The 26103-nt window shown below is 68.0% G+C and carries 20 protein-coding genes; 8 read left to right on the top strand and 12 right to left on the bottom strand.

Features of this window, described 5'->3' with window-relative positions; all coding sequences use genetic code 11:
• Positions 1-9: 9 nt before the first annotated feature.
• The 3 genes from EV380_RS16295 to EV380_RS16285 all read right to left on the bottom strand — a co-directional run bounded on the left by EV380_RS16295 (position 10) and on the right by EV380_RS16285 (position 2954).
• On the bottom strand, positions 10-1278 hold the full coding sequence (locus EV380_RS16295; protein ID WP_130451996.1) for an NAD(P)/FAD-dependent oxidoreductase: 1269 nt from the start codon (positions 1276-1278) through the stop codon (positions 10-12).
• Positions 1279-1280: 2 nt separating this feature from the next.
• Positions 1281-1604, bottom strand: coding sequence for a 2Fe-2S iron-sulfur cluster-binding protein (locus EV380_RS16290; protein WP_130451995.1), 324 nt, complete (start codon positions 1602-1604; stop codon positions 1281-1283).
• A 69-nt stretch (positions 1605-1673) separates the two neighbouring features.
• Positions 1674-2954 carry a cytochrome P450 gene (locus tag EV380_RS16285; protein WP_130451994.1) on the bottom strand — a complete coding sequence of 427 codons (1281 nt, stop codon included), beginning with the start codon at positions 2952-2954 and terminating at the stop codon, positions 1674-1676.
• A 105-nt stretch (positions 2955-3059) separates the two neighbouring features.
• Here EV380_RS16285 and EV380_RS16280 point away from each other — a divergent pair, with 105 nt between their 5' ends.
• Positions 3060-3971, top strand: a complete 912-nt coding sequence (locus EV380_RS16280; protein ID WP_130451993.1) for a LysR substrate-binding domain-containing protein — start codon at positions 3060-3062, stop codon at positions 3969-3971.
• Here EV380_RS16280 and EV380_RS16275 read toward each other — a convergent pair.
• Positions 3947-4957, bottom strand: a complete 1011-nt coding sequence (locus tag EV380_RS16275; RefSeq protein WP_130451992.1) for a helix-turn-helix transcriptional regulator — start codon at positions 4955-4957, stop codon at positions 3947-3949. The genes EV380_RS16280 and EV380_RS16275 overlap by 25 nt on opposite strands.
• A gap of 61 nt (positions 4958-5018) precedes the next feature.
• Here EV380_RS16275 and EV380_RS16270 point away from each other — a divergent pair, with 61 nt between their 5' ends.
• The 3 genes from EV380_RS16270 (at position 5019) to EV380_RS16260 (ending at position 7293) form a co-directional block, all read left to right on the top strand.
• Positions 5019-5621 carry a DinB family protein gene (locus EV380_RS16270; protein ID WP_130451991.1) on the top strand — a complete coding sequence of 201 codons (603 nt, stop codon included), beginning with the start codon at positions 5019-5021 and terminating at the stop codon, positions 5619-5621.
• A gap of 21 nt (positions 5622-5642) precedes the next feature.
• A complete protein-coding gene (locus tag EV380_RS16265) occupies positions 5643-6236 on the top strand; it encodes a DinB family protein (RefSeq protein WP_130451990.1) in 594 nt (197 codons plus the stop codon).
• Positions 6237-6453: 217 nt separating this feature from the next.
• A complete protein-coding gene (locus EV380_RS16260; RefSeq protein ID WP_165391990.1) occupies positions 6454-7293 on the top strand; it encodes an endonuclease domain-containing protein in 840 nt (279 codons plus the stop codon).
• A 104-nt stretch (positions 7294-7397) separates the two neighbouring features.
• Here the strand turns inward: EV380_RS16260 and EV380_RS16255 are convergent, their stop codons facing one another.
• The 3 genes from EV380_RS16255 to rhaI form a co-directional block, all read right to left on the bottom strand.
• Positions 7398-8846, bottom strand: coding sequence for a rhamnulokinase (locus EV380_RS16255; protein WP_130452285.1), 1449 nt, complete (start codon positions 8844-8846; stop codon positions 7398-7400).
• A 61-nt stretch (positions 8847-8907) separates the two neighbouring features.
• On the bottom strand, positions 8908-10944 hold the full coding sequence (locus EV380_RS16250) for a bifunctional aldolase/short-chain dehydrogenase (protein WP_130451988.1): 2037 nt from the start codon (positions 10942-10944) through the stop codon (positions 8908-8910).
• Positions 10945-10986: 42 nt separating this feature from the next.
• Positions 10987-12153 carry an L-rhamnose isomerase gene (gene rhaI / locus EV380_RS16245; RefSeq protein ID WP_130451987.1) on the bottom strand — a complete coding sequence of 389 codons (1167 nt, stop codon included), beginning with the start codon at positions 12151-12153 and terminating at the stop codon, positions 10987-10989.
• A 125-nt stretch (positions 12154-12278) separates the two neighbouring features.
• On the opposite strand from rhaI, the gene EV380_RS16240 reads away from it, so the two are divergent.
• Positions 12279-13286: a LacI family DNA-binding transcriptional regulator gene (locus EV380_RS16240; RefSeq protein WP_207219461.1), complete on the top strand. Its 1008-nt coding sequence runs from the start codon at positions 12279-12281 to the stop codon at positions 13284-13286.
• Between the two features lie 87 nt (positions 13287-13373).
• On the opposite strand, the gene EV380_RS16235 is transcribed toward EV380_RS16240, so the two are convergent.
• Both EV380_RS16235 and EV380_RS16230 read right to left on the bottom strand, forming a co-directional pair.
• Positions 13374-13595 (bottom strand): PLDc N-terminal domain-containing protein, encoded by a 222-nt coding sequence (locus tag EV380_RS16235; RefSeq protein WP_102158458.1) that lies wholly within the window; start codon positions 13593-13595, stop codon positions 13374-13376.
• 141 nt (positions 13596-13736) lie between these two features.
• On the bottom strand, positions 13737-15080 hold the full coding sequence (locus EV380_RS16230) for an MFS transporter (RefSeq protein ID WP_242607748.1): 1344 nt from the start codon (positions 15078-15080) through the stop codon (positions 13737-13739).
• A 248-nt stretch (positions 15081-15328) separates the two neighbouring features.
• On the opposite strand from EV380_RS16230, the gene EV380_RS16225 reads away from it, so the two are divergent.
• On the top strand, positions 15329-16264 hold the full coding sequence (locus tag EV380_RS16225) for a LysR family transcriptional regulator (RefSeq protein WP_130451984.1): 936 nt from the start codon (positions 15329-15331) through the stop codon (positions 16262-16264).
• Between the two features lie 667 nt (positions 16265-16931).
• On the top strand, positions 16932-18962 hold the full coding sequence (locus tag EV380_RS16220; protein ID WP_165391989.1) for a DUF6242 domain-containing protein: 2031 nt from the start codon (positions 16932-16934) through the stop codon (positions 18960-18962).
• Between the two features lie 77 nt (positions 18963-19039).
• Here EV380_RS16220 and EV380_RS16215 read toward each other — a convergent pair whose 3' ends face one another.
• The 3 genes from EV380_RS16215 to EV380_RS16205 are packed head-to-tail and all read right to left on the bottom strand — an operon-like array spanning position 19040 to position 25007.
• Entirely contained in the window at positions 19040-20461 is a 1422-nt protein-coding gene (locus tag EV380_RS16215) for a GH1 family beta-glucosidase (protein ID WP_130452284.1), read from the bottom strand.
• 50 nt (positions 20462-20511) lie between these two features.
• Positions 20512-22869: an alpha-xylosidase gene (gene yicI, locus EV380_RS16210; RefSeq protein ID WP_130451982.1), complete on the bottom strand. Its 2358-nt coding sequence runs from the start codon at positions 22867-22869 to the stop codon at positions 20512-20514.
• Positions 22866-25007 (bottom strand): beta-galactosidase, encoded by a 2142-nt coding sequence (locus tag EV380_RS16205; protein WP_130451981.1) that lies wholly within the window; start codon positions 25005-25007, stop codon positions 22866-22868. The genes yicI and EV380_RS16205 overlap by 4 nt, the downstream gene beginning before the upstream one ends.
• 92 nt (positions 25008-25099) lie before the next feature.
• On the opposite strand from EV380_RS16205, the gene EV380_RS16200 reads away from it, so the two are divergent.
• Complete coding sequence (locus EV380_RS16200; protein WP_130451980.1) at positions 25100-26089, top strand: LacI family DNA-binding transcriptional regulator; 990 nt, start codon at positions 25100-25102, stop codon at positions 26087-26089.
• Positions 26090-26103: the final 14 nt, after the last annotated feature.

Raw genomic sequence — 26103 nt, 5'->3', positions numbered from 1 at the left:
CCTGCGGTGCTAGTGGGTGGAGGCAGTGCGGTTGGCGGCGTTTCGTGCGAACGCCTTGAGCGAGAATCCCGGGGCCGCGACGTCCTGAAGCGACGGCCCGTCCCCGGAGGAGAGCAGCTTGCGCGCGGCCAGGTGGTCGGCTGGCGAGTTCACGGACTCCACCGCGCTGAGGCGCCCATCGCGATGGCAGATCACGGAGAATCTGCCCGCGGCGGGGTCCCCCACCACGCTGGTGGCGTCCCCCGGCGCGGAGACGCCGGCGATCTGCAGCCGGATCGCGCCCTGGGTAGACCAGAACCACGGGACGTCGTCGTACCGCTCGGTGCCCTCCAGAATGATCCGGGAGGCGTGCCGGCCCTGATCGGTGGCGTTCTGCACCGATTCCAGCCGCAGCCGTGAGCCGCTGCGTGCGCTCGGGAAGTTCGCGCAGTCGCCCACCGCCAGGATCGCCGGGTCAGAGGTCGCGAGCGATTCGTCGACGACGATCCCGTTGTCGATCTCGAGGCCGGCGTCGGCGGCGAGCCCCGTGTTCGGGACGACGCCAATGCCCACCACCACAAGGTCCGCGCGGTAGCGGCGCCCCGTCGTCGACACGACGGCGACGGCCCGGCCGTCGTCTCCGGCCGCGATGGACCCAATCCCCTCGCCGAAGCGGAGGTCGACGCCGTTGCGCCGGTGGGCACCCGCGAACCAGTCGCCGGCGGCCGGAGTCAGGGCGCGGCCCATGGGCCGGTCTCCGAATTCGAGGACGGTGACGCGCACGCCCCGCTGACGAGCGGCGGCCGCGAACTCCAGGCCGATGAATCCGGCGCCGACCACGACGACATCGCCGACCGTCTCGAGCTCTCCGCGCAGAGCCTGCGCATCCTCGAGCGTGCGCAGCCCGCGGACCCCCGGCAGCTCCGCTCCGGGACAGGTCAGTACGCGGTTGCTGGCACCGGTGGCGAGGATCAGGTAGTCGTATTCGAGGTGCTCGCCGTCGGACAGGGCGACGCGGCGCCTCGTCCGGTCGATCGCGGTCGCCGCGACGCCGCGGCGCAGGTCGATGCGTCGATCGACGAAGAATCCGCCGGCCCGCAGCGGCAGCGGCTCCGGTGATGGCCCCTGCCCCAGGTAGTCCTTGGACAGCGGCGGGCGCTGGTACGGGAGCCCGTCCTCGTCCGCGATGACGGTCACCGGCGGCTCGTATCCGGCCGCACGCAGCGAGTCCGCGGCCTGGATTCCGGCCTGTCCCCCGCCGATCACGACGACGCCGGCGCCTGCCGTGGTTTCGTCCATGATCAGACCTGCCCGGATGGGACATCGACGACGATCCCGTCGTGTTCGAGACCGACCGCGATCTGGCAGCCGAGCCGGGAACGCTCCGTGCGTTCCGCGACGGTGCAGTCGAGCATCTCGTCCTCGTCTTCGGTGACCTCACTCAGGCCGTCTGCGTGCTCGGGCCGGACGTAGACGTGGCACGTGGCGCACATGGCCTGGCCGCCGCATTCGCCGACGATACCGTCGACGCCGTTGCTCACCGCCGCGCGCATGAGCGAGGTGCCCTCGGCGGCTTCGAGTTCGACAGCTTCACCGGTCGGCTGGACGAAGGTGATGTTGGGCATGGTTTTCCTCCTGAAAGTTGGTTGGGGCGGGCGAGGCCGCCGCGCGAGTGGTTCGGGTGCGGCCGGGTGTCAGTCCCAGGCGACGGGCATCTCGAGCATGCCGCGGAAGACCCAGCCGCCGGCGACCGCCGGGCTGGACTCGTCGAGCCGCAGGCCCGGAAGATCGTCGAAGATCCGCGGCATCGCGATCTGGGCCACCTGCGCCCGCGCGACCCACGTGCCGGCGCAGAAGTGCACGCCGCCGCCGAAGGCCAGGTGCGGCTTCTTCGGACGCATGATGTCGAAGGATTCCGGATCCTCGAATACCGCCGGGTCACGGTTGGCCGCCCCGATCGCCACGCCGACGCGGTCGCCGCGGCGGAGCCGGATGCCCTCGAGGACGGTGTCCCTGGCGACCTGCCGCGGATACATGCCGATCGGGGCGACCCAGCGCACCGACTCCTCGAACGCCGCGGTGTGCAGGGACGGGTCCGCAACCACCGCCTCCAGCTGCTCCGGCTCGCGCAGTAGGGCCCACACGGTGGTCGCCAGCACGTCGCGTGGCTCGTTGAGGCCGCCGCCGATCGTCATCTTCATGTTGGCGCGAATCGCCTCGAGCGGGATGGGCAGGCTCGCGAGTCCCGAGAGGAGGGAATGGTCGGGATGGTCCTTGAAGTACGGCAGCATCTCGTCGATGGCCGCATCCACCTCCGCGGAGGACCGTTCGCTCTTGGCCCAGATGTCGGGGTCGTCGGCGTAGTTTCCGGTCCCGTCGATCATCGTCTGGCTCCAGCGCTGCATGTCCGCTTCGGTGGCGTTCTGGAAGCCCATGACGAGCCGGAGGTTCTCCGCCGCGTACGGGGCCGCGAAATCCCAGACGAAGTCGGCGCCGGGGCCGGCCTTCTTGAGCCGTCGGAGGCAGTCAACGTAGTTCTGCTCGAAGATGCCGTTCCAGTGCTTCTTGATTGTGGCTGGTCGGAGCGTCTTCCCGTAGGAGTCGCGGTCCCGCTGATGCTCCGGGTTGTCCTTCCGCAGCATCGAGTGCCCCATAGCCCGTTTCATCAGCGATTCGCGCTCGTCGGCGGAGAATGTCGCCTCGTCCTGCTCGATTGCGTGACAAGCCGCGTAGGACGTCACCAGATAACGGTTGAGCGCCGGGATCCAGTGCACGGGTGCCTCCTCGCGGAGCCTTCGGTAGAGCGGGAACGGGTCCCGGTGCAGCGCGTCGAGCGTTACCCAGTCGGCGACGGGGGCTTCACGAGACTCGCCTGGGGCGGTTCCGCCAGAGACGGCGGCGCCTAGGCGCGAGGGTTCGGCGCCCTCATGAACGGGGCATCTCTGGACGGTGGTCTGGTGGAAGGTGGCTGACACGTCGGCTCCTGGTGCTCGAGGATCTTTCCTCCATGGTGAACCACATCACAACCACGATAAAGTGCAATAATTATTGATATATCCACACTTTTAGCGAGGAAACTGATGGCCCACTACACTCTCCGCCAGCTCGAGTGCTTCGTCGCCGTCGCCGACACCGGAAGCCTCAGCGCCGCGGCCAAGGCGCTGCATCTGTCCGATTCCGCTGTCTCGGGGGCGGTGACCGAGCTCGAGCGCAGCCTCGACGCCCGGCTGACCATCCGTCGCAAGGCCCACGGCGTCGTGCTGACTCCGTCGGGGCGCTACGTGCTGGAGCACGCCCGCGGCATCCTGCGCTCCTCCCGGGACCTCTCCCTGCACGCAGCCGACGCCGGCGCGGAGCTGCGGGGGACGCTGATGCTCGGCTCCTACGTCACGCTGGCCCCGACCGTGCTGGCCCGCCTGATCGACGGCTACGCGGCGCGGCACCCCGCCGTCGAATTGGACTTCCTGGATGGGGGCCAGATGCAGATGCACGATTACGCCGCCTCAGGGCGGGTCGACCTGGCCATCACCTACGACTTCGGACTCCCGAGCGGACTCGCGAGCCTGCCCCTCTACGAGGCGACGCCGTGCGCCGTCCTCTCCGCCGACCACCCGCTGGCCGGGCGGGAATCGCTGACCCTCACCGAGCTCGCAGCCGAGCCCATGATCCTCCTGGACGTCCACACCAGCCGGGAGAACACGCTGTCGATGTTCTCCGAAGCCGGCCTCGATCCGGCCATCCGGTTCCGCACGTCCAACTACGAGGTCACGCGGTCCCTGGTGGCGCGGGGCATGGGCTACGCCATCCTGGTGCAGCAGCCCGCCGGTTCCCGGAGCTACGAGGGGCGCGAACTCGTGGTCCTTCCCCTCGACCCGGTACCCCGGCCCGTCGGCGTTTCGCTCGTCTGGCCGCGGGACACGAAGCCCTCGCAGGCCGCGCAGGCCATGATCGATCTGGCCCGGGAGACCTACGGGGAGGGCGGCGCGAACTGACCTCCGGCGTCACCCGGCCGCTCGCCGGCCATGTCCAGCAACTGCCGCCCCAGCCGCTGCAGGTCCACGCCCGCGCCCACAGACTCCAGGATGCGCGCGGGCAAACCGAGCCGCGCGACGTGGAAGGCCACGAAGTCCGACGACGACGCCCCCGCCGTGAGCACGCAGGCGTCGGGACCGTCGGGTTCGATCGTCGCGGCCGCCGCGGGGACGCGCGCCCGCACGGTCTCGGCCGGCGCTTCGATCCGGATTTTCGTCACCGCCGGGTAGGGCCGCTGCGAGATCGCCTTGCCGACGAACTCGACGGGGTCCGGGGCCTCCCGGGCTGGGAACCGCCACCCCGTCCGGCGGACCGGACCCATGCGGTCCAGCCGGAACGTGCGCCAGTCCTCGCGGTCGACGTCGTACGCCATGAGGTACCAGCGCCGCCCTGCCGAGACGAGCCGGTACGGCTCCGCGCGCCGCTCCGCGAGGTCCGATTCTGCCCCGTACGCCTTGGCGTACGCGAACACGATCCGCTCGGGGGTCCGGATCGCCCGCGCGACGTCCACCAGCGTTTCCGCGGAGACCGTCTCCGCGACATCTCGGGAGCCGTCCAGCGACACCGTCGACTGCACCACGGCGTCGACGGAACCGCGAAGCCGCGAGGGAAGGACCTGGTCGAGCTTGGCCATCGCGCGCACTGCGGCCTCGCCCACACCTCCCACGCTGCCTCCCGTAGCCAGACGCAGGCCGACGGCGACCGCGATGGCCTCGTCGTCGTCGAGCAGCAACGGCGGCAGGGCCCGGCCGGCCGCGAGCAGGTAGCCGCCGCCTACGCCCTGCTCGGCACTGACCGGGTAGCCGAGGTCCCGCAGGCGCTGGACGTCGCGGCGAACGGACCGCGTGGTGACCCCCAGCTCCGCCGCGAGCTCGGTCCCGGTCCAGACAGGTCGTGACTGCAGGAGGTTCAGCAATCGCAGCACGCGCCGCAGTGTTTCGGCCATGTCCACAGCATGCCAGAAGTAGCGGACAGAAACGGTCCTATATTGCCGTCAGAGTGGAGGCATGACGACGCAGAGAGCACCTGAAGCAACCTCGCTGGCCGGCTGGAACGCCCGTATTCTCGACCAGCTCGACTTCCACTGGCGCACGGCGCTTCGACCCCGGATGGAGGGCATGACCGACCACGAGTACCGCTGGGAACCCGTTCCGGACTGCTGGAACGTCCGCCCGCGTGGCGAGGCGGGCCCCGCGGTCGAGGGCGCGGTCGCCGCCGGTGGCGGCGACTACACCATCGATTTCGCCTTTCCGGAACCAACGCCGCCACCCGTCACCACCATCGCGTGGCGGCTCGGCCACCTCATCGTCGGCGTTTTCGGAGCGCGCAACGCGAGCCACTTCGGCGGCGCGGAGATCGACTACGAGACCCACGTCTACGCGGGAACCGCCGCCGGCGCTCTGGACCAGCTCGATGCGGTCTACGAACAGTGGATCGCCGGGGTGCGCGGGCTCGGGGAGGACGGACTGGCCCGCCCGTGCGGGCCCGCCGAGGGGCCGTACGGGGAGAGCCCGCTGGCCGACCTGGTCCTGCACATCAACCGCGAAGCCATCCACCACGGCGCCGAAATCGCCCTCCTGCGCGACCTCTACGCCCACCGCACCAACTGAAACCTCCCGAAAGGATCTACCATGCCCGCCATGCCCGGCCCCGTCGCCGACGAGAAATCCTCCCTCCTGGCCTTCCTCGCCCAACAGCGCCAGAACTTCCGCACCATCGCCTTCGGGCTGAGCGACGCCCAAGCGCGTCTCGCCCCGAGCGCCTCGGACCTGACCGTCGGGGCGCTGATCAAGCACGTCACCGCGTGCGAGGCCGGCTGGGTCGAGCGGATCGCCGCTGCCCCCGAGTACCCGGCCTCCGATTCGATCCCGTTCGAAGAGGCAGCCGCCTCCTACGAGGACCAGTACCGGATGTCCGAGACAGACACCCTCGACGCGTTGCTGGAGCGCCTCGACGAACAGGAACGCGTCACCGCGGCCGTCGTCGCGGCGGCCGAGCTGGACGCGCCCGTGCCCGTTCCCCGCAACGCCCCGTGGTTCCCCCGCGACATCGAGGCCTGGTCGGTGCGCTGGGTCCTGGGGCACCTGATCGAGGAGCTGTCGCGGCATGCCGGGCACGCCGACATCATCCGCGAGAGCATCGACGGCGCGACGTGGTTCGAACTCATGGCCGCCGTCGACGGGATGGAGGAGACGCCCTGGCTCAAGCCGTGGCAACCGGCCTGAACGGGTAGCTCTGCGCTGGGCCACCCCCTGCGGCAGAAGCGCCCATCGACGAGTGACCCGTTTTCAACCGTCGTTCCAGCGGCATCGCGCGGTTCTCGCCGTCGCCGCAGTGAGCGAAACGGGTCACTCGTCCTCCACAACGACGTCCCCCAACGCGGCAATCCACATTCAGCGATCTTCAGCTGCGCGTTGCCCACGGTCTGGCCAAACTCAACGCATGGACCCTGCCACGTATTTGGCCTCCCGGGGAGTTCTCTACCGCCGGTCGTTTCTGGCCGCCGGCTTCACGGTCGCGCAGTACCGCCGCCTCGCTGCCGAGCACCTTCTGGTTCGCCGGGGAGTCGTCGTGCACCGCGAGGCGCCACCCGCGCTACGCACGGCGGCATCGCTCGGCGGTGCTTTGACGTGCGCCTCGGCCGCGGAGCCCTTCGGACTTTGGCTGAGAGACCCGCCGCCCGCACTGCATCTGTCTTTCACCGCGGGCCATTCCGGACGGTCGTCGTCGGGCCTCATCAGGCACCGCCGATTCGGTGACCGGCCACTGGCCGCCGATCCAGTGCTTCCACTGCCCGAGGTCTGCGCTCACGCGCTCAGTTGCCTTCCGCCGAACGATTCCGTGGCGCTGGTCGAATCCGCGGTCGTGCTGCACGGCCTGTCGTTGTCCGACGTCCGCCCCCTGCTCGGCCACCGCCACGGCGCTGGCGCACTGTCCGCACTAAATGACGTCCGCGGCGATGCGGGGTCGATCATCGAGGTCCACCTGCGCCGCGTGCTGGACAGCATGGGACTTCGCTACGAGACCCAGGTCCTCATCCCGGGCGTCGGCCGCGTCGACTTCTTGGTCGAAGGATTCCTCATCATCGAGACCGACGGGTGGCAGTGGCACGGCAACCGGGAGCAATGGCGGCGCGACATGGACCGAGACACGGCCAGCTTGGGCGACGGCTACGTCTCGCTGCGGTTCCGGGCCGAGCAGGTCTGGAGCGCTCCCGAGTACGTGAGGTCCAGCATTACCAGCGCCTTTGAGCGCTTCAAGTGGCTGCTGCGGAACAGCTAAGTCACCAACAACCCGTTTTCAGCGTGTTCACTGGGCTCAGGTCCGCATGCTGGTAAGGCCGTGACGCTTGAAAACGGGATGCTCGAACGGCCGTCCCGGTCCGGCTACTGCTGCGGCTCGTAACGGACGGGGTCCACGGCGATCGCAGCGCGCAGCTGGGTGAGACCGCCCTCGATCAGCCCCGCGGCGCGGGCTTGGACCAACAGGTTGCCCTGCGCGGTCGCCTCGACCGGACCTGCAATCACGGGCAGTCCGGTCGCGTTGGCAGTCAGCTGGCACAGCAGCGAATTCTGCGAACCGCCGCCCACGATGTGGACGACCGCTGGCCGTTTCCCCGCCAGCTCGGCGGCCGTCCTCAGCGACGCCGCGTAGCCAGCGGCGAGGCTGTCCATGATGCAGCGCACCGTGGCGGCTTGGTCGGCGTCCACGCCGGAACCCGGCTCGGCGGGCGCCGCGGGCAGGCTCCCGCCCGCGGCCTCCACAGCGGCGCGGATCCGGCCCGCCATGCCACCGGGCGCGATGAACTCGGAGGAGTTCGCATCCACCACCGGTCCCGCGGGCAGTGCGGCGGCCCCAGCGAGCAGGTGGGTCAGTTCGCGGCCCCGGCCCTGCCCGGCCCAGTCGCGCATGGATTCCTGAAGGAGCCACAGCCCGCCAACGTTCTGCAGGTAACGGATGGTTCCGTCGACGCCGCGCTCGTTGGTGAAGTTCGCCGCGCGGCTCGCCTGACTCAGTACGGGACCGTCCAGCTCGAGGCCCACCAGCGACCACGTCCCGGAGGACACGTACGCGAAGTCCTCATCGTCGGCAGGCACCGCGGCCACGGCCGAGGCCGTGTCGTGCGAGCCGACCGCGACCACCTCGACCGCCGGGTCGAGCCCGGTCGCGGCGGCCACCTCGGGCAGCAGCCTCCCGTAAGATTCCCCGGGCGCGATCAGCTCGGCGAAGAGCTGCGGCGCATCGATCGCGTCGAACACCTCCGGCGACCAGGCGACCGCCCGAGCGTCGAACAGGGCGGTGGTGGACGCGTTGGTCTCCTCCGTCCGCTCGACCCCGGTCAGCCAGTAGGCCAACAGATCCGGAATCATCAGCGCGCGCTTGCCCGCCAGGTCCACCTCGGCCGCCAGCTGGTACACGGTGTTGAACGGGAGGAACTGCATGCCGCCGATCGCGTAGAGCCGTTCGGGGCTGACCGTGGCGTGCACGCGCTCGATCACGGCGTCGGTGCGCGCGTCGCGGTACGCGTGCGGGGCCGCGATCAGCTCGCCCTCGGCATCCAGCAGGCCGTAGTCCACGGCCCACGTGTCGATCCCGATGGAGACCACGCGCTCGCCGTTCTCCCGCACGACGGCGCCGGCCGCTTCCAGCCCGGCCTGCACCTGCGCGAAGATCGCCTCGGCGTCCCAGTGCAATGAGCCGTCGATCTCCGTGACACCGTTCGGGAAGCGGTGCACAACCTCCATCTCGAGCGTGCCGGCCGCCTGCCCGCTCGCGGCGGGCAGGCGGCCGATGATGACGCGGCCGGAGGAGGCGCCGATGTCCACGGCGATCATCACGGGCGGTGACGCGGTCCCGGGCACGGGAGTCGGCGTCGTGGTGCTCACGCGCTCCCCCTTAGCGCAGGAACGCGGCAGCGACGCCGGCGTCGACGGGGATGTGCAGGCCGGTGGTGTGCGAGAGGTCCGCGCTGCAGAGCGCGAACACCGCGTTGGCCACGTTCTCCGGGAGCACCTCGCGCTTGAGCAGGGTGCGCTGCGCGTAGAACTTGCCCAGGTCCTCCTCCTCGACGCCGTACACGGCGGCGCGCTTGGCGCCCCAGCCACCGGCGAAGATGCCCGAGCCGCGGACGACGCCGTCCGGGTTAATGCCGTTGACCTTCACACCGTGCTCGCCAAGCTCGGCGGCCAGCAGGCGCACCTGGTGGGCCTGGTCGGCCTTGGTGGCCGAGTAAGCGATGTTGTTCGGGCCCGCGAAGACCGAATTCTTGGACGAGATGTAGACGACGTCGCCGCCCATCTCCTGGTCGATCAGGACGCGGGCTGCGGCGCGCGAGACCAGGAAGGAGCCCTTAGCCATCACGTTGTGCTGCAGGTCCCAGTCCTTGACGGTGGTCTCGAGCAGGGACTTCGAGAGGGACAGGCCGGCGTTGTTGACCACGAGGTCCAGGCCGCCGAAGGCCAAGACCGCCTCGTTAATGGCGGCCTCGACCTCGTCCTCGTTGGTGACATCGGCGCGGACGCCGACGGCCACGTCGGTCGAGCCGATCTCGGCGGCGACGGCCTGGGCCTTCTCTAGGTCCAGGTCGGCGATGACGACGCAGGCGCCCTCGGCGGCGAGGCGCTCGGCGATGGCCTTGCCGATGCCGGAGGCGGCGCCCGTGACCAGCGCGATGCGGGTGGCCAGCGGCTTCGGCTTCGGCATGCGGGCCAGCTTGGCTTCCTCCAGCGCCCAGTACTCGATGCGGAACTTCTCGCGCTCATCGATCGGGGCGTAGGTGGAGATCGCCTCGGCACCGCGCATCACGTTGATGGCGTTGACGTAGAACTCGCCGGCGACGCGGGCGGTCTGCTTGTCCTTACCGAAGCTGAACATGCCGACGCCCGGGACCAGGACGATCGCCGGGTCGGCGCCGCGCATGGCTGGCGATGCACCGTCGGCGTAGCGGTTGTAGTAGGCGGCGTAGTCCTCGCGGTAGGCGGCGTGCAGCTCACCCAGGCGGGCTTTGGCGTCCTCGATCGAGGCGTCGGCCGGCAGGTCCAGGACCATCGGCTTGACCTTGGTGCGCAGGAAGTGGTCCGGGCAGCTGGTTCCGAGGGCGGCGAGCTCGTCGAGGCGTTCGGAGCCCAGGAAGTCGAGGACCTCAGCCGAGTCGGTGAAGTGGCCGACCTGCGGCTTGTCAGCCGAGGCGAGGCCGCGGATGACCGGGGCCAGGGCGGCGGCCTTCGCGCGGCGCTCGCCCTCCCCCAGAGCGCCGAAGCCGGCCTTGGCTGCCCCGAACGGGTTCTCGCGTCCGTTGGCGGCGATGTACTCCTCTGCGGTGCGGATGATGTGCAGGGAGTTGGCTTCGGATTCCTCGGCGGTCTCGCCCCAGGAAGTGATGCCGTGACCGCCGAGGATGCAGCCGATGGCCTGCGGGTTCTGCTTCTTGATCTCGGCGATGTCCAGGCCCAGCTGGAATCCGGGGCGGCGCCACGGGACCCAGACAACCTTGTCGCCGAAGATGTCGGCGGTCAGCTTCTCGCCGTCGGCGGCGGTCGCGATGGCGATGCCCGAGTCGGGGTGCAGGTGGTCGACGTGCGCGGCGTCTACTAGCCCGTGCATGGCGGTGTCGATCGACGGCGCGGCACCGCCCTTGCCGTGCAGGCAGTAGTCGAACGCGGCGACCATCTCGTCCTCGCGGTCGAGACCCGGGTAGACGTCGACGAGGGCGCGCATGCGGTCGAGCCGGAGGACGGCGAGGCCCTTCTCGGCCAGCGTGCCGAGATCTCCGCCGGATCCCTTGACCCAGAGCAGCTCGACGTCCTCGCCGGTGACCGGATCCCGCTCGGTGCCCTTGGCGGAGGTGTTGCCCCCGGCGTAGTTGGTATTGCGCTTGTCGGCGCCCAGGCGGTTGGACCGGGCGATGAGTGATGCAACGGTTTCGTTGGTCATGGCTTCTCTCGTGTTCGTTCGGGTTCTCGTCGCGGGAGGGGCTCAGGCGCCCCAGCTGGCCTGCTGGCCGCCCTGGCGTTCGGCGTTGATCTTCTGCTGGTACCCGGAGGCGGCGTAGGCGGCCATCGGGTCCGCGGGCAGGCCGCGGGACTCGCGCCAGGCAGCAAGGGTCGGGCGGACGTCCGTGTAGAAGGCGTCCATGAAGACCTCGTTGGCCCCGAGGACATCGTTGGCGGTGCGTGCGGCGGCCAGCGCCTCCTGGTCGACGAGCAGCGCGCGGGCCGTCATCTCCTGAACATTGAGCACGGAGCGGATCTGACCCGGGATCTTCTCTTCGACGTTGTGGCACTGGTCCAGCATTAGGGACAAGTCGCTGCCCTCGTCGAGCCCGCCGCCGCGGACGACCTCGGTCATGATGCGGAAGAGCTGGAACGGGTCGGCCGCGCCCACGATCAGGTCGTCGTCTGCGTAGAACCGCGAGTTGAAGTCGAACGAGCCGAGCTTGCCGAGGCGCAGCAGCTGCATCACGATGAACTCGATGTTGGTGCCCGGGGCGTGGTGACCGGTGTCCAGGCAGACCTTGGCCTTGTCGCCGAGGGCCGCCACCTGGGCGTAGGAGGTGCCCCAGTCCGGAACGTCCGTGTGGTAGAAAGCCGGTTCGAAGAACTTGTACTCGAGCACCATGCGCTGGTCGTCCGCAAGCCCGGCGTAGATCTCGGCAAGCGACTCGGCCAGCGCGTCCTGGCGCTGGCGCATGTCCTGCTGGCCCGGGTAGTTGGTGCCGTCGGCGAGCCAGATCTTCAGGTCCTTGGAGCCGGTGGCGGTCATGATCTCGACGCATTCGAGGTGGTGCTCGACGGCGGCACGGCGGACGGCCGGATCGTGGTGCGTCAGGGACCCGAACTTGTAGGTGTCGGCCTGGAAGGTATTGGAGTTGACCGTGCCGATCTCCACCCCGGCGTCGGCGGCGAACCGGCGCAGCGCCGCGTAGTCGTCCACCTTGTCCCACGGGATGTGGAGTGCGACGGCGGGGGCCAGACCGGTGGTCTTGTTGACCTGGGCGGCGTCGGAGATTTTCTCCTCGACGGTGCGGGGCGTGCCCTCAGTGGCGAAGACCTTGAAGCGGGTGCCGGAGTTGCCGTAGGCCCACGACGGGACCTCGATGGCCAGGCGGTCCAGCTGCTTCTCGATGGCTGACAGGTCGGTCATGGCGTGCCTCCTGGTGCGAGCGCTGTCCGCGATGGGCGCCGCAAGATTGAATCGTTTCATTGCTACGATTCAAATGTAGGATGAGGGGCAGGTACTGTCAAGGGGAACCCACTTTAAGGAGTGCTGTGAAGGCAGCGAGCGTCAAGGACGTGGCCGACCGCGCCGGCGTCTCCGTGGGCACGGTCTCCAACGTGCTCAACAATCCGGACCGCGTCGCCGAGCGCACCCGCGAACGCGTCCAGTCGGCGATCGCCGACCTCGGCTTCGTCCGGAACGACGCCGCCCGGCAGTTGCGCGCCGGCCACAGCCGCACGATCGGACTCGTCGTCCTCGACGCGGCGAACCCGTTCTACGCGGCCCTGGCCCGCGGAGCCGAGGCCGAGGCCGCCCGCCACGAGTTCTCGCTGTTGCTGGCCAGCAGCCTTCAGGACGCGGACCGCGAGGCCCGCTACATCGACCTCTTCGAGGAGCAGCGCGCCCAGGGCCTGCTGCTGAGCCCCGTCGGGGAGACGTCGGCGCGAGTCGCCGACCTCGCCGCCCACGGCGTCAGCACGGTTCTCGTCGACCGCGACGCGGAGGCGGAGACGTACGGCTCCGTCTCCGTCGACGACGTGCATGGAGGTCGCGCCGCCGTCGAACACCTGCTGGCGAGCGGTCGGCGAAGGATCGCGTTCATGGCCGCCGAGACCGAGCTGCGGCAGGTCGCCGACCGCTGGCGCGGCGCCCAGGACGCGGTGGCCCGGGCCGCCGCGGCGGGGACGGCGGACGCGAGCATCGAACTCATCGAGGCGGAGTCGCTGACGACGCTCGGCGGACGCGCGGCGGCCCTCTCGCTGTTCGAGCGCGATCCCGGCGACATCCCCGACGCGGTCTTCTGCGCTAACGACCTTCTCGCCACGGGCGCGCTGCAGGCGTTCATCATCGACGGGCGCTACACGGTCCCGGACGACGTCGCGCTGGTCGGCTACGACGACATCGAGTTCGCCTCGAGCGCGATCGTGCCCCTGACGACCGTCCGCCGCCCGGCCGAAGAGCTCGGTCGGACGGCGGTACGGATGCTGCTCGGCGAGACGCCCAGCGCGCACACCGTGTTCCAGCCGGAACTTATCGCCCGCGCCAGCAGCGGCCACTAGGACCGCTCGACGCACTCCAGACCGGACGGCGACTCGTCCGGTTCATCGTTCATGCCGGGCTCCGCAGGTATCGGGCAGGTGGCGTGACTACTTCTTCACGCGCCCCGCCACGAGGTAGGCCAGCGGGCCGATGAAGTTGACGAAGCTGCCGGCGACCCACGCGGACTTCGGGCCGCGCACCTCGGACTCGTGGCGCTCGGAGAGGTCCTTGAGCACGACGAACTGCAACGCCAGCTGCGCGGTGCCGAGCACCAGCACGCGCCACTTGCCTCGACGGTTCAATTCGGACCATTTCTTCTTGCCGGCCATGGGCTCCATCTCCTCGTTCGTCGCGTCTCGGTCCACTCCAGCCTATGCCACTAGCACGACGGCGCCGCGCGGGCGACGCCGCGTGGCCGGGCCCGCGCGGATCGCTCACGCGAGCGACGCCGTCGTGCTGTTCAATTCCGCTCAGACCCGCTCCTTGACCGCAGCCTCCTTGACCGTGGCGGGAATCGGACGTTTGTCGGTCACGAGCGCGCCGATGGCCTGCTCGGCTTCATTGTTGATCGAGAGGTTGATGCCGCTGCGGTCGCGGATCAGGGAGACCGCGACGAGGGAGACGGCCGTGAGCGCCAGCAGGTAGAACGAGACCGACGTGGTGGTACCGGTCTGCTGCACGAGGTAGGCGGCGATCATGGGCGCGAACGCTCCGCCGACGATGGAACCGAGCGCGTAGGAGATCGAGACCCCGGAGAAGCGGATCGACGCCGGGAACATCTCCGAGTAGAGGGCCGCCTGCGCCCCGTAGGTGCCGCCGAGGCCGAGCGCGAAGAACGTCAGACCGACGTAGAACATGCTGATCTCGCCCGTGTTCAGGAGCCAGAAGAGCGGGAAGATCGTCACCGCCAGGACCACGTGCCCGATCTGGTAGACCCGGATGCGTCCGAACCGGTCCGACGCGATGGCGGTCAGATAGGTGGCAGCGGCCCAGATGACGGCTCCGTAGGTGACGGCGTTGAGCACGTCCGTGCGGTCGAGCCCGACGTTCGAGACCGCGTAGCTCTGGATGAAGCCGCCCGTGGCCATGTAGCCGGCGGCGTTGCAGGCGGCGAAGACGAGGGCCGCGATGACGACGAGGCGGGAGTGCTTGCGGAAGAGCTCCACCACCGGAACGGAGGACTGCTGCTTGTGCTCGGCGATCTCCTGGAAGACCGGGGACTCGTCGACGGCGCGGCGGATGATGTAGCCCAGGATGATCAGGACGAACGAGAACAGGAACGGGATGCGCCAGCCCCACTCGACGAACGCGTCACCGGGTGCGATCACGCCCGACATGAGCGCCATCATCGCCGAGGCCATGACGAGGCCCAGCGGGGCGCCCAGCTGCGGGAAAGCGCCAGCGCGGCCGCGGCGGTCCTTCGGGGCGTGCTCGACGGCCATCAGCACCGCGCCGCCCCATTCTCCGCCGGCGGAGAGGCCCTGCAGGATGCGCAGGCAGAGCAGGATGATCGGGGCGATGATGCCGGCGTCGTGATAGGTCGGCAGCAGGCCGACGGCGGTCGTGGCGCCGCCCATGACGACGAGGGTGAGGACCAGCATGGCGCGGCGGCCGATCCGGTCCCCGTAGTGCCCGGCGAGAAAGGCGCCGAGCGGGCGGAAGAGGAAGCTGATGCCGACGGAGGCGAAAGCGATCAGCAGACCGAGCTCCTGGCCGACCGGCTCGAAGAACGCGCTGGAGAAGACGAGGCCCGCAGCCATCGCGTAGATGAAGTAGTCATACCACTCGACGGTGGTACCCACGAGGGTGGCCATCGCCACGCGGCGCTGGTTGGACCTCCCGGAATGGCGGATTGCTTTTTTCACTGCTTGCTCCTCGGTGCCGGCCTCGCGGCCAGCCGTCGTCTTTGACGAATGAAGTGGTCGATGGTGGAAGGGCCCGGCTGCCCGGAACGCCATTCCCCTGCCCGTCGCACCCGAGTGTGGCACGGGTCACCACATCGGGTAAATTGGATAGATCCGGAATAATAATGAAGCTGAGCTGAAGAGGCAGGTGAGTGGTCATGCCCGCGCCCGACGACGACCGAACGGTCGGTAATGTCCGCGTCACGCTGCGCCAGCTCGAGATGTTCAGCGTGCTGCCCTCGCACTCGACGCTTTCCTCGGCGGCCACCGAGCTTCACATCTCGGAATCAGCCCTCTCGCAGGCGATCACACAAGTTGAAAGGGCCGCCGGCGAGCACTTGTGCGTCCGACGCAAGGGCCGCGGCCTCCAGCTGACCCCGGCGGGACGACACTTCGCCGCGCAGGCGTCGAAGATCGTTCGCGCTTCCGAGGAGCTGCTCCTCAACCCGTCCCAGGACCGTGCTCCCCTGCGCGGTCCCGTGCACCTCGGCTGCTTCGCATCGCTCGCGCCGCACCTGCTTCCGGCCATCCTGAGCGAGGTCCGCCAGCGCTTCCCCGACATCGATCTGCAGCTCATGGCCGGCACGCACGACGAGCTGCTGCCGCAGCTGGAGTCGGGATACCTCGACGCGATGCTCGCCTACGACCTGCACCTTCCGGGCGGATTCGCTAAGCGCCGCCTCTATTCGACTCAGCTCGAGGCCGTCCTGCCGCAGGACCACCCGCTGACCGCGCAGACGACGGTCTCGCTTGCCGACCTGGCCGGCGAGGACCTGCTGCTGTACGGGACGAATCCGAGCACCGCGACCGTGTACGCGGCCTTCGAGGCCGCCAGTCTGACGCCGAAAATCATCATGACAGTCCCGCAGATGATCCTCGCCCGCGAACTCGTGGCCCACGGCGTCGGCTACACCGTCCAGATGTCGCGCCCTCGCGAGCATCGGCTCAGCCTCGAGGGCCGCCCGTTCGCTATCCGCCCCATCGAGCCAACGGCCGGCCCGACCTCCGTCGTCGCCATGTGGCCACTGGGAATGGACTTGACTCCACGCGCAAGCGCCGTCCTCGACATCGCGGCCGAGACCTGCACCCCCTGAGTCCTTGCGACACCCCGCGCTCGCGCTCGACGTCGTAACGCTTCGATTCAGTTTTCTGCGATCTACGTCACAAAAACTCTTGACCATTGGTGAAGCGCTTCGATAGGTTTCGATTTCAACAGGTACACACCTGTTGTTCCGCCACTGCCACGTACTGGCGTGCGCCTAGACCAGCTGGCTCCCGGCGGTTCTCAACGCGACACCGAAGGAGTGCCTGTTGCGCCCTCGATTGAAGATCGCCCTGCCCTTGGCCGGCGCCATGACGTTAGTTGCCTGCCTTCCCGCCTCCGCTCTCGCAGCCCCGCCGGAGCGACCGCCCCATGCGAGGCCGGACCAGGCTGAACGAACAACCCCACCGGCTCATGCCGGACCTCCCCCGCACTCGAACGGGCGGGTTGTCCCGCCCGGACACGCGCGCGCCAAAGAACGCGGCCGGCCCCATCAAGGCAAAGACAACCAGAACAGCCAGGATTACACGTGGTCCAACGTAGAGATCGCTGGCGGAGGTTTTGTCCCGGGCATTATCTACAACCAATCCGAGCCGGGCCTCGTCTACGCCCGGACGGACATTGGAGGTGCTTACCGACTCGACCGCACAACAGACCGCTGGATACCGCTGAATGACGATCTGGGCTGGGATGAATGGAACCGGCTCGGCGTCCTCAGCTTGGCCACCGACCCCGTGGAACCCAACCGGGTGTACCTCGCCACCGGCATGTACACCAACGAATGGGACCCCTACAACGGGGCCATTCTGCGGTCCGACGACTACGGCGAAACCTGGGAGAGCACGGCGCTGCCTTTCAAAGTTGGCGGCAACATGCCGGGCCGCGGGATCGGCGAGCGACTGCAGATCGACCCGCAAGACAACAGCGTCCTGTACTACGGCGCTGAGGAAGGTGAAGGCCTGTGGCGCTCGACGGACTACGGCGCCACGTGGTCGCAGGTCCAGTCGTTCCCCAACGTCGGAGACTTCGTCCCCGAGCCCGACTCGGACAACTCCTACTTGCGGTCCAACCTGGGCGTCCTCTGGACCGCCTTCGCTGCAGACAGCAGCGCCAGCGGCCCGACGCAAACACTCTTCACCGCGGTAGCTGACACCGACAACATCCTCTACCGCTCCGATGACGCGGGCTCCACGTGGCAGCCAGTCGACGGCGCCCCCAAGGGGTTCCTCCCCCATCAAGGCCTGATCGACCCCGAGAATAACGATCTCTACCTCGCCACAAGTGACACGGCCGGCCCTTACGACGGCGCAGACGGCGAGGTCTGGCGGTATTCGATCAGCCACGGAACGTGGACGGAGATCACCCCGCAGGACCGTCCCACGGGCACCGACTTCGGCTTCGCCGGCCTCGCATTGGACCGCACCAACCCGGGCACCGTGATGGTCACCTCGCAAATCCACTGGTGGCCGGACAACCTGATCTTCCGCAGCACCGACCGCGGTGGCACGTGGGATCCGCTGTGGGACTTCAGAACCGACCCGCAGACGGGCGAGCAGACCATCAACACCCGGTACACGCAGTCCATCGATGGTGTCCCTTGGCTCACCTTCGGCAGTGAACCCACGGCCCCGGGCCCGGGTGTGCAACCCTCACCCAGGGTGGGCTGGATGATGGAATCGCTGCAGATCAACCCCTTCAACCCCGACGAGGCGATGTACGGCACGGGAGCAACCATCTTCCGCACCGAGAACCTTCTCGATTGGGACGACGGCGAACGTATCCACTTGGAATCGGCAGCTTTCGGCATCGAAGAAACGGCGATCCAGGACCTCGTCGCCCCAGCTGGCGACGTCGAACTGGTTTCAGCGATGCTCGACCTCGGCGGATTCGTGCACGACGACGTCTCTGTCGTCCCCCAGTCCTTCAGCGGGCCGTACTTCGGCGGCGGAACCAGCGTCGACGCAGCCGGGCTCGACCAAACCGTCTTGGTGCGCGCAGGAACAGACGGCAGCGGCCAGCAGCTCGCTGCGGTGTCACGCGACCAAGGCGACACGTGGCACTCCGGGGCCACGATCGCTGGCGCCCACGGCCCGGGGACGGTGACCGTCAACGCGGACGGCGACGTCGTCGTATGGGCTCCCGACGGTGCCACGCCGGTGCGCAGCGAGGACGACGGCGCCACGTGGCAGGCCGTCAACTCTCTGCCAGCGGGGTCTCGGGTGGAAAGCGACCGGATGGATGGTTCACTTCTCTACGCCTACGGTGACGGAGAGTTCTACTACTCCACCGACAGTGGCGAGACGTTCACCGCGGCCAACCGGAACGGCGTTCCGGCCGCGTCGCAACTGCCTTCGTCCGGCAACATCCGTTTCGGCGCGGTGCCGGGGGCAGCCGGCGAGCTCTGGTTCGCCGGTGGTAAAGCCGATGAGGACACCACGTACGGCCTGTGGCACTCGACGGACCACGGTCAAACATGGGCGCCGGCACCAGGCTTCGACGAAGCTGACGCCGTCGGCTACGGCAAAGCGGCGCCGGGCTCGAGCGAGCCGACGATCTTCGTGGTCGGCGAACACGACGGCGTGCGCGGGGTCTTCCGTTCAACCACCGGCGGATCCGCGTGGAACCGCATCAATGACGACCAGAACCAGTGGGGCTGGATCGGCGCTGCGGTTGAAGGCGACCCGGATGTCTTCGGCCGCGTCTACGTCGGCACTAACGGCCGCGGGATCATCATGGGTAATTCCGAATAGAGCCGAGCACACCAGCGGCGGCCGGGCCCTAGGCCCGGCCGCCGCTGTGCGGTGCATCGCCTCCCCTGCGCGTCAGCTCATGCGTCTGTCTCAGTGGGAGCTTCGAGTGCGGAGCGCTGACGGTGTGCTGAGATCGTCTGACGCAACCAGTGACCGCTGTCTTTGACGAGGCGTTCCTGCGTTTCGTAGTCCACCCGGACAATGCCGAAGCGCTTGGCGTAGCCGAAGCCCCACTCGAAATTGTCCAGCAGGGACCAGACCAGATATCCGCGGAGGTCGACTCCGCGCGCGATAGCTGCTTGAGCGGCGGCAAAGTGTCGGACCAAGTAGTCCACCCGCAGCTCGTCGTGCACGCACGGACCGTCCTCCCCCGTCGCGACGACGTCCGGGAAAGCAGCACCGTTCTCGGTGATCATGAGCGGCAGCTCCGGGTAGCGTTCGTGAAGGGAGACCAGCAGATCCTCGAGCCCGTCCGGTGCGATGTTCCAACCCATGTCCGTGAACGGACCCGGCTGGGCCAGGAATTCGACATGCTCGCTGCCGGGCCACGGAGTCCCGCCCATATCCTTGTGGCCGTCATTGCGGACGTGCTCCCCCTCGCCGTCCCACATCCGCACTGTGACGGTGGAATAGTAGTTCACACCCAGCAGGTCGATCGGCTGGTGGATGAGTTCCAGATCCCCCTCCTGCACAAATGACCAGTCCGTCACCTCGCGAGTGTCTTCGAGCAGATCCGCGTCGTATTCGCCGCGCAGCATGGGGCCCGTGAACGCACGGTTGGCCAGCGCATCTATTCGGCGGCACGCCTCCTGATCGTCGCCTCGGACCACATGGAAATTCAGCGTGGCGGAGACCGCGGGACGGTTACTGGAATGCCGCCGGAGTTGCGGGACCGCCAAGCCGTGCGCCAGATTCAAATGGTGCACGGCGCGAAGTGCTGCCGCGCCGTCAGCCAGCCCCGGCGCGTGGGCCCCGGAGCCGTAGCCGAGGTAAGCAGAGCACCACGGCTCGTTCAACGTGGTCCACGTGTGGACCCGATCGCCGAGTGCCTTGGCGATCTCAGCCGCGTACTCCGCAAACCGATACGCCGTCTCACGGTTCAACCATCCGCCAGCATCTTCCAAGTGCTGGGGCAGGTCCCAGTGGTACAACGTGGCGATCGGACGAATGCCGCGGCTGATCAGTCCGTCGACAAGACGCGAGTAGAAGTCGATGCCGGCGGGATTGGTCTGTCCGTCAGCGTCGACAATGCGTGGCCAAGCAATGGAGAACCGGTATGCCTGCAGCCCCAGGTCCGCCATCAAATCGAGATCCTGCTCGAAGCGGTGGTAGTGATCCACCGCAATATCCCCCGTGTCGCCGTTCCAGGTCTTGCCCGGGGTATGGCTGAACGTGTCCCAGATGGAGGGGATGCGCCCGTCCTCCTGCACGGCGCCTTCGATCTGGTACGACGCCGTCGCCGCACCGATGAGGAAACCCGCCGGGAACTCACTCGCCACTTCAGGTGCCTGACGCGGGGTCGCCGTGTGCTGCTTGCTCGACTCAGTCTTCACCGGGAAATCTCCACCTCTCCATGACGTGCAGCCACGGGGTCCGCCCCGGGCAGTTGGACCTTAAAACCGGTGCCGGTTCCCTGCCCGCCTCGAACCGCCACGCGGCCCGCTTCGATCGTCACCTCAAAGGTCTCCCGCTGGCCGTCGGGGCTCACCACGTCAACGGTGCGCCGCGCCGTCGTCGGGCCGGGGAAGATGCGCAAGGTGACGCCCGAAAGCCAGTCAGCATCCGCCCGGTCTGCACCCGGCGACGTGGCGATCACTGCCCCCGAGCGTGCGTAGAGCGGCAGCGAATCGAACTCGTGATGCTCTCGAACCCACGCCCCGCCTTCGCGCGTTTCTCCCGTGAGCAGGCTGGTCCACCGTCCAGCCGGCAGATAGAAATCCACCTCGCCGGACGGGTCCATGACCGGTGCAACCAACAGGTCCGGGCCCAGCATGTACTGCCGCTCGAGATAGGCCGTTGCGGGGTCCTCCGGGAACGCGACCTGCATGGGTCGCATCACCGGCAGTCCGGTCCGGTGCGCTTCTTCTCCGGCTGCAAACAAATACGGCATCAGTTCGAGTTTGAGCTGCGTGAAGCGGCGCAGGACCGACGTTGCGGACAACGGATCTGCTTCGTCGCGTCCTTCAGCGGCATCGAACAGCCAGGGGACGCGATAGTTTTCAGATCCGTGCAGCCGGCTGTGGCTGGAGAGCAGGCCGAACGCGACCCACCGCTTGAACACCCCGGCATCCGGCATGCCTTCGAAGCCGCCGATATCATGGCTCCAGAAGCCGAACCCGCTGAGGCCGAGAGAGAGCCCGCCGCGAAGCGTCTCCGCCATTGATTCGAACGTCGATGTGTTGTCACCTCCCCAGTGCACGGGCAGTCGCTGGCCACCAGTGGTAGCCGAACGCGCGAACAGCACCGCCTCGCCAGCACCACGAGCCTCCTCGAGGACCTCGAACACCGCTTCGTTGTAGCGCTGCGTGTAGAGATTGTGCATGCGTTCCGGGTCTGAGCCGTCGAAGTAGTCGACATCCACGGGGATGCGTTCGCCGAAATCGGTCTTGAACGAATCGACACCTTGGGCGACCAGACGTCGCAAATGATCCTGGTACCACGTGACGGCGGCCGGATTGGTGAAGTCGACCAGGGCCATTCCCGCTTGCCACATGTCCCATTGCCAGACGGAACCGTCAGTCCGGCGGACCAGGTAGCCGTTGGCTTTGGCTTCGTCGAACAGCGGTGATCGCTGGGCGATATACGGATTGATCCACACGCAGACACGCAGCCCCCGCTCGTGCAGACGCGCCAGCATCCCGGCCGGATCCGGAAACACACGGGGGTCCCACTCGAAGTCGCACCAGTTGAACTCGCGCATCCAGAAACAATCGAAATGGAAGACGCTCAGGGGGATCTCACGCTCGGCCATCCCCTCGATGAAACCCGTGACGGTCTCTTCGTCGTAGTCCGTCGTGAAACTGGTGGAGAGCCAGAGACCGTAGGACCAGGCGGGCACACGCGCCGGCCGGCCGGTGAGTTCGGTGTAGCGATCCAAGACACCGGCCGGCTGACCGCCGCCGATGACGAAGTACTCGAGCGATTCTCCCGCTACGGAGAACTGAACGCGTTCTACCGTTTCGGAGCCGACTTCGAACGAGACGTGCCCCGGATGATTGACCAGTACGCCGTAGCCTCGGTTGGTGAGGTAGAACGGGATGTTCTTGTAGGCCTGCTCACTCGAGGTGCCGGCATCCGCGTTCCACACCTCGATGCTCTGGCCGTTCTTGACGAGCGGGCCGAATCGCTCCCCCAGCCCGTAGACGAGTTCGCCAACGCCCAGAGCCAGCTGCTCGTGCAGGTAGGCGCCGCCGACGGAACCGTCGGTGCCGCTGACGAACGCCCCGTCCACGGGCGCGTTCGCCGCCACCTGAAGGTATCCGAGGGACTTGTCACCGCTGGACGTCAGGACTCGCCCCGTCTCGGTGTCCGTAAAGACGAGGGACCACGGCGCGCCACGGCTCACCGTGGCCGTGACATCTCCGCTCACCAGGCGCGCAGCGTCCTGGTCCATGGCGATCTGCACGTGTCCTGCCCCCGAGCTGTCGCGCGTGCCGGGCAGGTCGAACGCCACCTTGCGGTCGCCGCCGGTGTGATGCTCGATCCGCACGCCGACGACGCCGGGCATGGGCGAGTGCAGCACCACGGATAGAGCAGGCCGGTTGAGGGTGTCTCCCCTGGTCTCGACCACTTTGGTGGGCACGATGATATTCAGCGTGTCGCCTTCATGCTGCACATCGTAGGTCTGCCGACCGTAGAGCGCTTGTACACCCGGTCGGAGCTGCCAGAATCCGTCACTGAATTTCACTGCGTTACCTCTTCATCTCTGGAATTCTCTGCGGTTCCGGGCGCGCGGCCCGGAACCAGAACAAGTACGTCGTCGCGCCCCACCGCGATCTCTCCGTCCGCAGCGCTGACTTGCTGTCCGGTCAGGAGGCAATGCGCCACAGGGGGCGAGGTCTCGCCGCCGAGCGCGGCCAGGAGTTCGCCCGGCTCCACGCTCCGCCCGACGTCAGCGTGATTCAGGACGAAGAGCGCACGTCCACGGCGGACCACTTCGATTCCGTCGGGCAGGTCGAATCGACGCAGGTCGGCGTCCGCAGCCGCCCCCGCCAGGACGGCGTCCAGCGTGCGCTGGTCCGTCACCGCCGCGAGGTGCCAGGCCGCGCCATCTCCGACCGCGTTGCGTGTGAGGGCTGCTCCCGCGACTCCGCCGTCGGACGCATCGAACTCGGCGAGCACCTCGGCCCCGTCTGTGCGAAATCGCTCCGCGAAGACGACGGCGCGTGGCTGAGACCCGCGGTCAGCCTCCGCGAGGTGCAGGACCGGGTCGTACTCAGCGCGATACTGCGCACGTGTCCAGCGGATGCCGGCCCCGGACTCGGGCAGTGGAACGTATTCCTCACCGGACGCGCCGAGCAGCGCGGCCAAAGGGGCGGGGAATCGGCCGGCGTGAATCCGAGTCGACGCGTCGCACACGGCGGTGAAGGGCCCCGTCACCAGCACGCCGCCGCTGCCTACCCACGCTTGCAGCCGATCCGCGTCCGCCCCTTCGAGCGCCGTCAGCGCGGGTGCTATCAGGAGGCGGTACCCGGACAGGTCCGCGTCCGGGGCGACGACGTCGGTTGCGATTCCCCGCCGCCAGAGCGAGCGATGCCAACGGCGGGTCTGCTCAAGGGGGTCGAGCTGGTCCGTAGGCTGCGCGGGCAACGTCGCCGTCCACCACGACTGCCAATCCCAGAGGATTCCGGTGTGTGCGGCGCTGTGCTCGCCGGCGGTGCCTGCCAGCGACTTGAGGTCGGCACCCAGTTCACGAACGCCCGCGTGCACTTCCGTGTCCTCGCCGGCGTGCGGGAGCATCGACGAATGGAATCTCTCCGGCCCGGCGAGCGCCTGCCGCCACTGGAAGAAGCAGACCCCGTCCGCTCCTCGGGCCACGGCCTGAAGGGAGTCTCGCCGCATACGTGCCGGGCTCTTGACGAGGTTGTGTCCGCGCCACGACACCGCGCTGGCCGCCTGCTCCATCAGGATCCACGGTCCCGCACGCAAACTTCGCATGAGGTCCTGCGTCAGGGCGGTGCTGCTGGCCGCGTGCGGGTCCGCAGGATCCGGATACTCGTCATCAGCCACCACATCGACATGTGGCGCCCAGTCCCGGTAGTCGGCATGCGCGAAGAACTCCATGAAGTTCGTCGTGATCGGGCGCACCGGATCGATGTCGCGGATGAGATCTCGTTGCTCCCGGTAGCAGTCCAGCAGTTGATCCGAACAGAACCGGCGCCAGTCCAGCGCTTGCGCGGGGTTGCGATGATACGGCGCCGCTCGGGGGACGTTGATGGCTGACCAGGCAGAATACACCTGAGACCACACGGTCGTGTCCCATGCGCAATTCAGCTGGTCGAGGGTGCTGTAGCGGTCCCGAAGCCACTCTCGAAAGAGCTCCGCTTGACGGTCGCAGAAGCACATCTGACCGTACTCGTTGCCGACGTGCCACATCTCTACCGCCGGATGCTCTGCATAGCGTTCAGCCACGGCGGAGGCAATCGAACGGGCCGCAGCACGGTAGGCCGGATCTCCGGGGCAGAAGTGGTTGCGGGAGCCGACAGTGAGGGTTGCCCCTTCTTCGGTGACGGGGAGCGACGACGGGTGCTGCTCCGCCAGCCAGGGTGGCGGCGAGGCCGTGGGGGTCGCCAGATCGACGCCGATTCCGGCGGACCCCAGGCAGTCCAGGACCTCGTCGAGCCACGCGAAGTCGCGGACGCCCGGTGCGGGCTCGATCCGCGCCCATGAAAAAACCCCCACGGTGGCGAGGTTCACGCCCGCTTGGCGCATGAGCCGGGCATCCTGCGGCCACACGTCCGCAGGCCACTGCTCCGGGTTGTAGTCGGCCCCGTAGAGGAGACCCCGGCGTTGAATCAGGTTAGCGAAGCGGTTGATCTCAGTCATACGTCCCTCCTCGGGCACGGCCGTGCGTCCGCTGACTGCACGGCAGCCAGAAGAATCGTTGAAGCGTTTCGATTGAGGGGTATCCTGTCCGCATGGCAACCATCGAAGATGTGGCGAAAGCGGCGAACGTCTCCATGTCCACCGTGAGCTACGTGCTCTCCGGAAAACGGACCATCTCCGCCGACACCCGACTGCGCGTGGAGCAGGCAATCCGCAAGCTCGGCTACCGGCCGCACGCGGGAGCACGTGCGCTGGCCATGTCGAAGACGCACATCATCGGGCTGGTCGCTCCCCTGCGCGCCGGCGTCGATGTCAACGTCATCCTGCAGTTCGTCGCAGGAATCGCCACCCGCGCCCGCGAACGCGATCACGACGTCCTCCTGCTCACACAAGACGACGCCGACAGCATTGCCCGCGCTGCTCAAACCTCCATGGTGGACGCCCTGGTGGTGATGGACGTCGAATCCGATGACCCCCGCCTGGAGACCCTCGAATCCGTTCGCCAGCCCGTGGTATTGATCGGTCTCCCCCACGACCCCCGCGGCCTCTCCTGCATCGACCTGGACTTCGAGAAGGTCGGCCAACGTGCAGCGGAACACCTGATCGAGGGCGGCCACCGCCGTATCGCGCTGATTGGCGCCCCGGAGGAAGTCAGGAAGCGGCACACCTCTTATGCCGACCGGATGTTGCACGGGCTGAGCACGGCATGCCGCGCCGCCGACGCGGAATGGACCTACCAGCCGACGCCGAGTTCGGGTTCCGGTGCGGCAGCCTCGGTGGACGCGGTCCTGAAGCGCATGCCGGAGGTCACCGCGCTGATGGTTCACAATGAAGTCGCTCTCCCGCACGTCATCTCCCACCTGCAGACACTCGGTCTGAGGGTGCCCGAAGATATCTCGCTGATCGCGTTGGCGCCCGGCAGCGTTATCGATGCCTTGGCCAGGCCCGTGACCGGTATCGACCTTCCGGCCGAGCGCATCGGCCGACTCGCTGTAGATACAGTGCTGGGTGACGACGACGCCGAGGTGCGACTGTTGCAGCCTGTCCTGACCGACCGCGGAACCACCCGGCACCTGACGTGATGCTGCGGCCAGCC

The organism is Zhihengliuella halotolerans, from assembly GCF_004217565.1.
Taxonomy (GTDB): Bacteria; Actinomycetota; Actinomycetes; order Actinomycetales; family Micrococcaceae; genus Zhihengliuella; species Zhihengliuella halotolerans.
Note: the sequence above shows the minus strand (reverse complement) of the source record. Positions and strands in the feature narration are given on the sequence as shown.

What these genes read in the sequence shown, in the direction of transcription:
- EV380_RS16270 (WP_130451991.1), top strand. Translation starts at nt 5,019, where the DNA reads ATGACGACGCAGAGAGCACCTGAAGCAACCTCGCTGGCCGGCTGGAAC.
- EV380_RS16260 (WP_165391990.1), top strand. Translation starts at nt 6,454, where the DNA reads ATGGACCCTGCCACGTATTTGGCCTCCCGGGGAGTTCTCTACCGCCGG.
- EV380_RS16265 (WP_130451990.1), top strand. Translation starts at nt 5,643, where the DNA reads ATGCCCGCCATGCCCGGCCCCGTCGCCGACGAGAAATCCTCCCTCCTG.
- EV380_RS16230 (WP_242607748.1), bottom strand. Translation starts at nt 15,080, where the DNA reads ATGGCCACCCTCGTGGGTACCACCGTCGAGTGGTATGACTACTTCATC.
- EV380_RS16255 (WP_130452285.1), bottom strand. Translation starts at nt 8,846, where the DNA reads ATGATCGCCGTGGACATCGGCGCCTCCTCCGGCCGCGTCATCATCGGC.
- EV380_RS16205 (WP_130451981.1), bottom strand. Translation starts at nt 25,007, where the DNA reads ATGACTGAGATCAACCGCTTCGCTAACCTGATTCAACGCCGGGGTCTC.
- EV380_RS16280 (WP_130451993.1), top strand. Translation starts at nt 3,060, where the DNA reads ATGGCCCACTACACTCTCCGCCAGCTCGAGTGCTTCGTCGCCGTCGCC.
- EV380_RS16250 (WP_130451988.1), bottom strand. Translation starts at nt 10,944, where the DNA reads ATGACCAACGAAACCGTTGCATCACTCATCGCCCGGTCCAACCGCCTG.
- EV380_RS16225 (WP_130451984.1), top strand. Translation starts at nt 15,329, where the DNA reads ATGCCCGCGCCCGACGACGACCGAACGGTCGGTAATGTCCGCGTCACG.
- EV380_RS16275 (WP_130451992.1), bottom strand. Translation starts at nt 4,957, where the DNA reads ATGGCCGAAACACTGCGGCGCGTGCTGCGATTGCTGAACCTCCTGCAG.
- EV380_RS16235 (WP_102158458.1), bottom strand. Translation starts at nt 13,595, where the DNA reads ATGGCCGGCAAGAAGAAATGGTCCGAATTGAACCGTCGAGGCAAGTGG.
- EV380_RS16295 (WP_130451996.1), bottom strand. Translation starts at nt 1,278, where the DNA reads ATGGACGAAACCACGGCAGGCGCCGGCGTCGTCGTGATCGGCGGGGGA.
- EV380_RS16290 (WP_130451995.1), bottom strand. Translation starts at nt 1,604, where the DNA reads ATGCCCAACATCACCTTCGTCCAGCCGACCGGTGAAGCTGTCGAACTC.
- EV380_RS16200 (WP_130451980.1), top strand. Translation starts at nt 25,100, where the DNA reads ATGGCAACCATCGAAGATGTGGCGAAAGCGGCGAACGTCTCCATGTCC.
- rhaI (WP_130451987.1), bottom strand. Translation starts at nt 12,153, where the DNA reads ATGACCGACCTGTCAGCCATCGAGAAGCAGCTGGACCGCCTGGCCATC.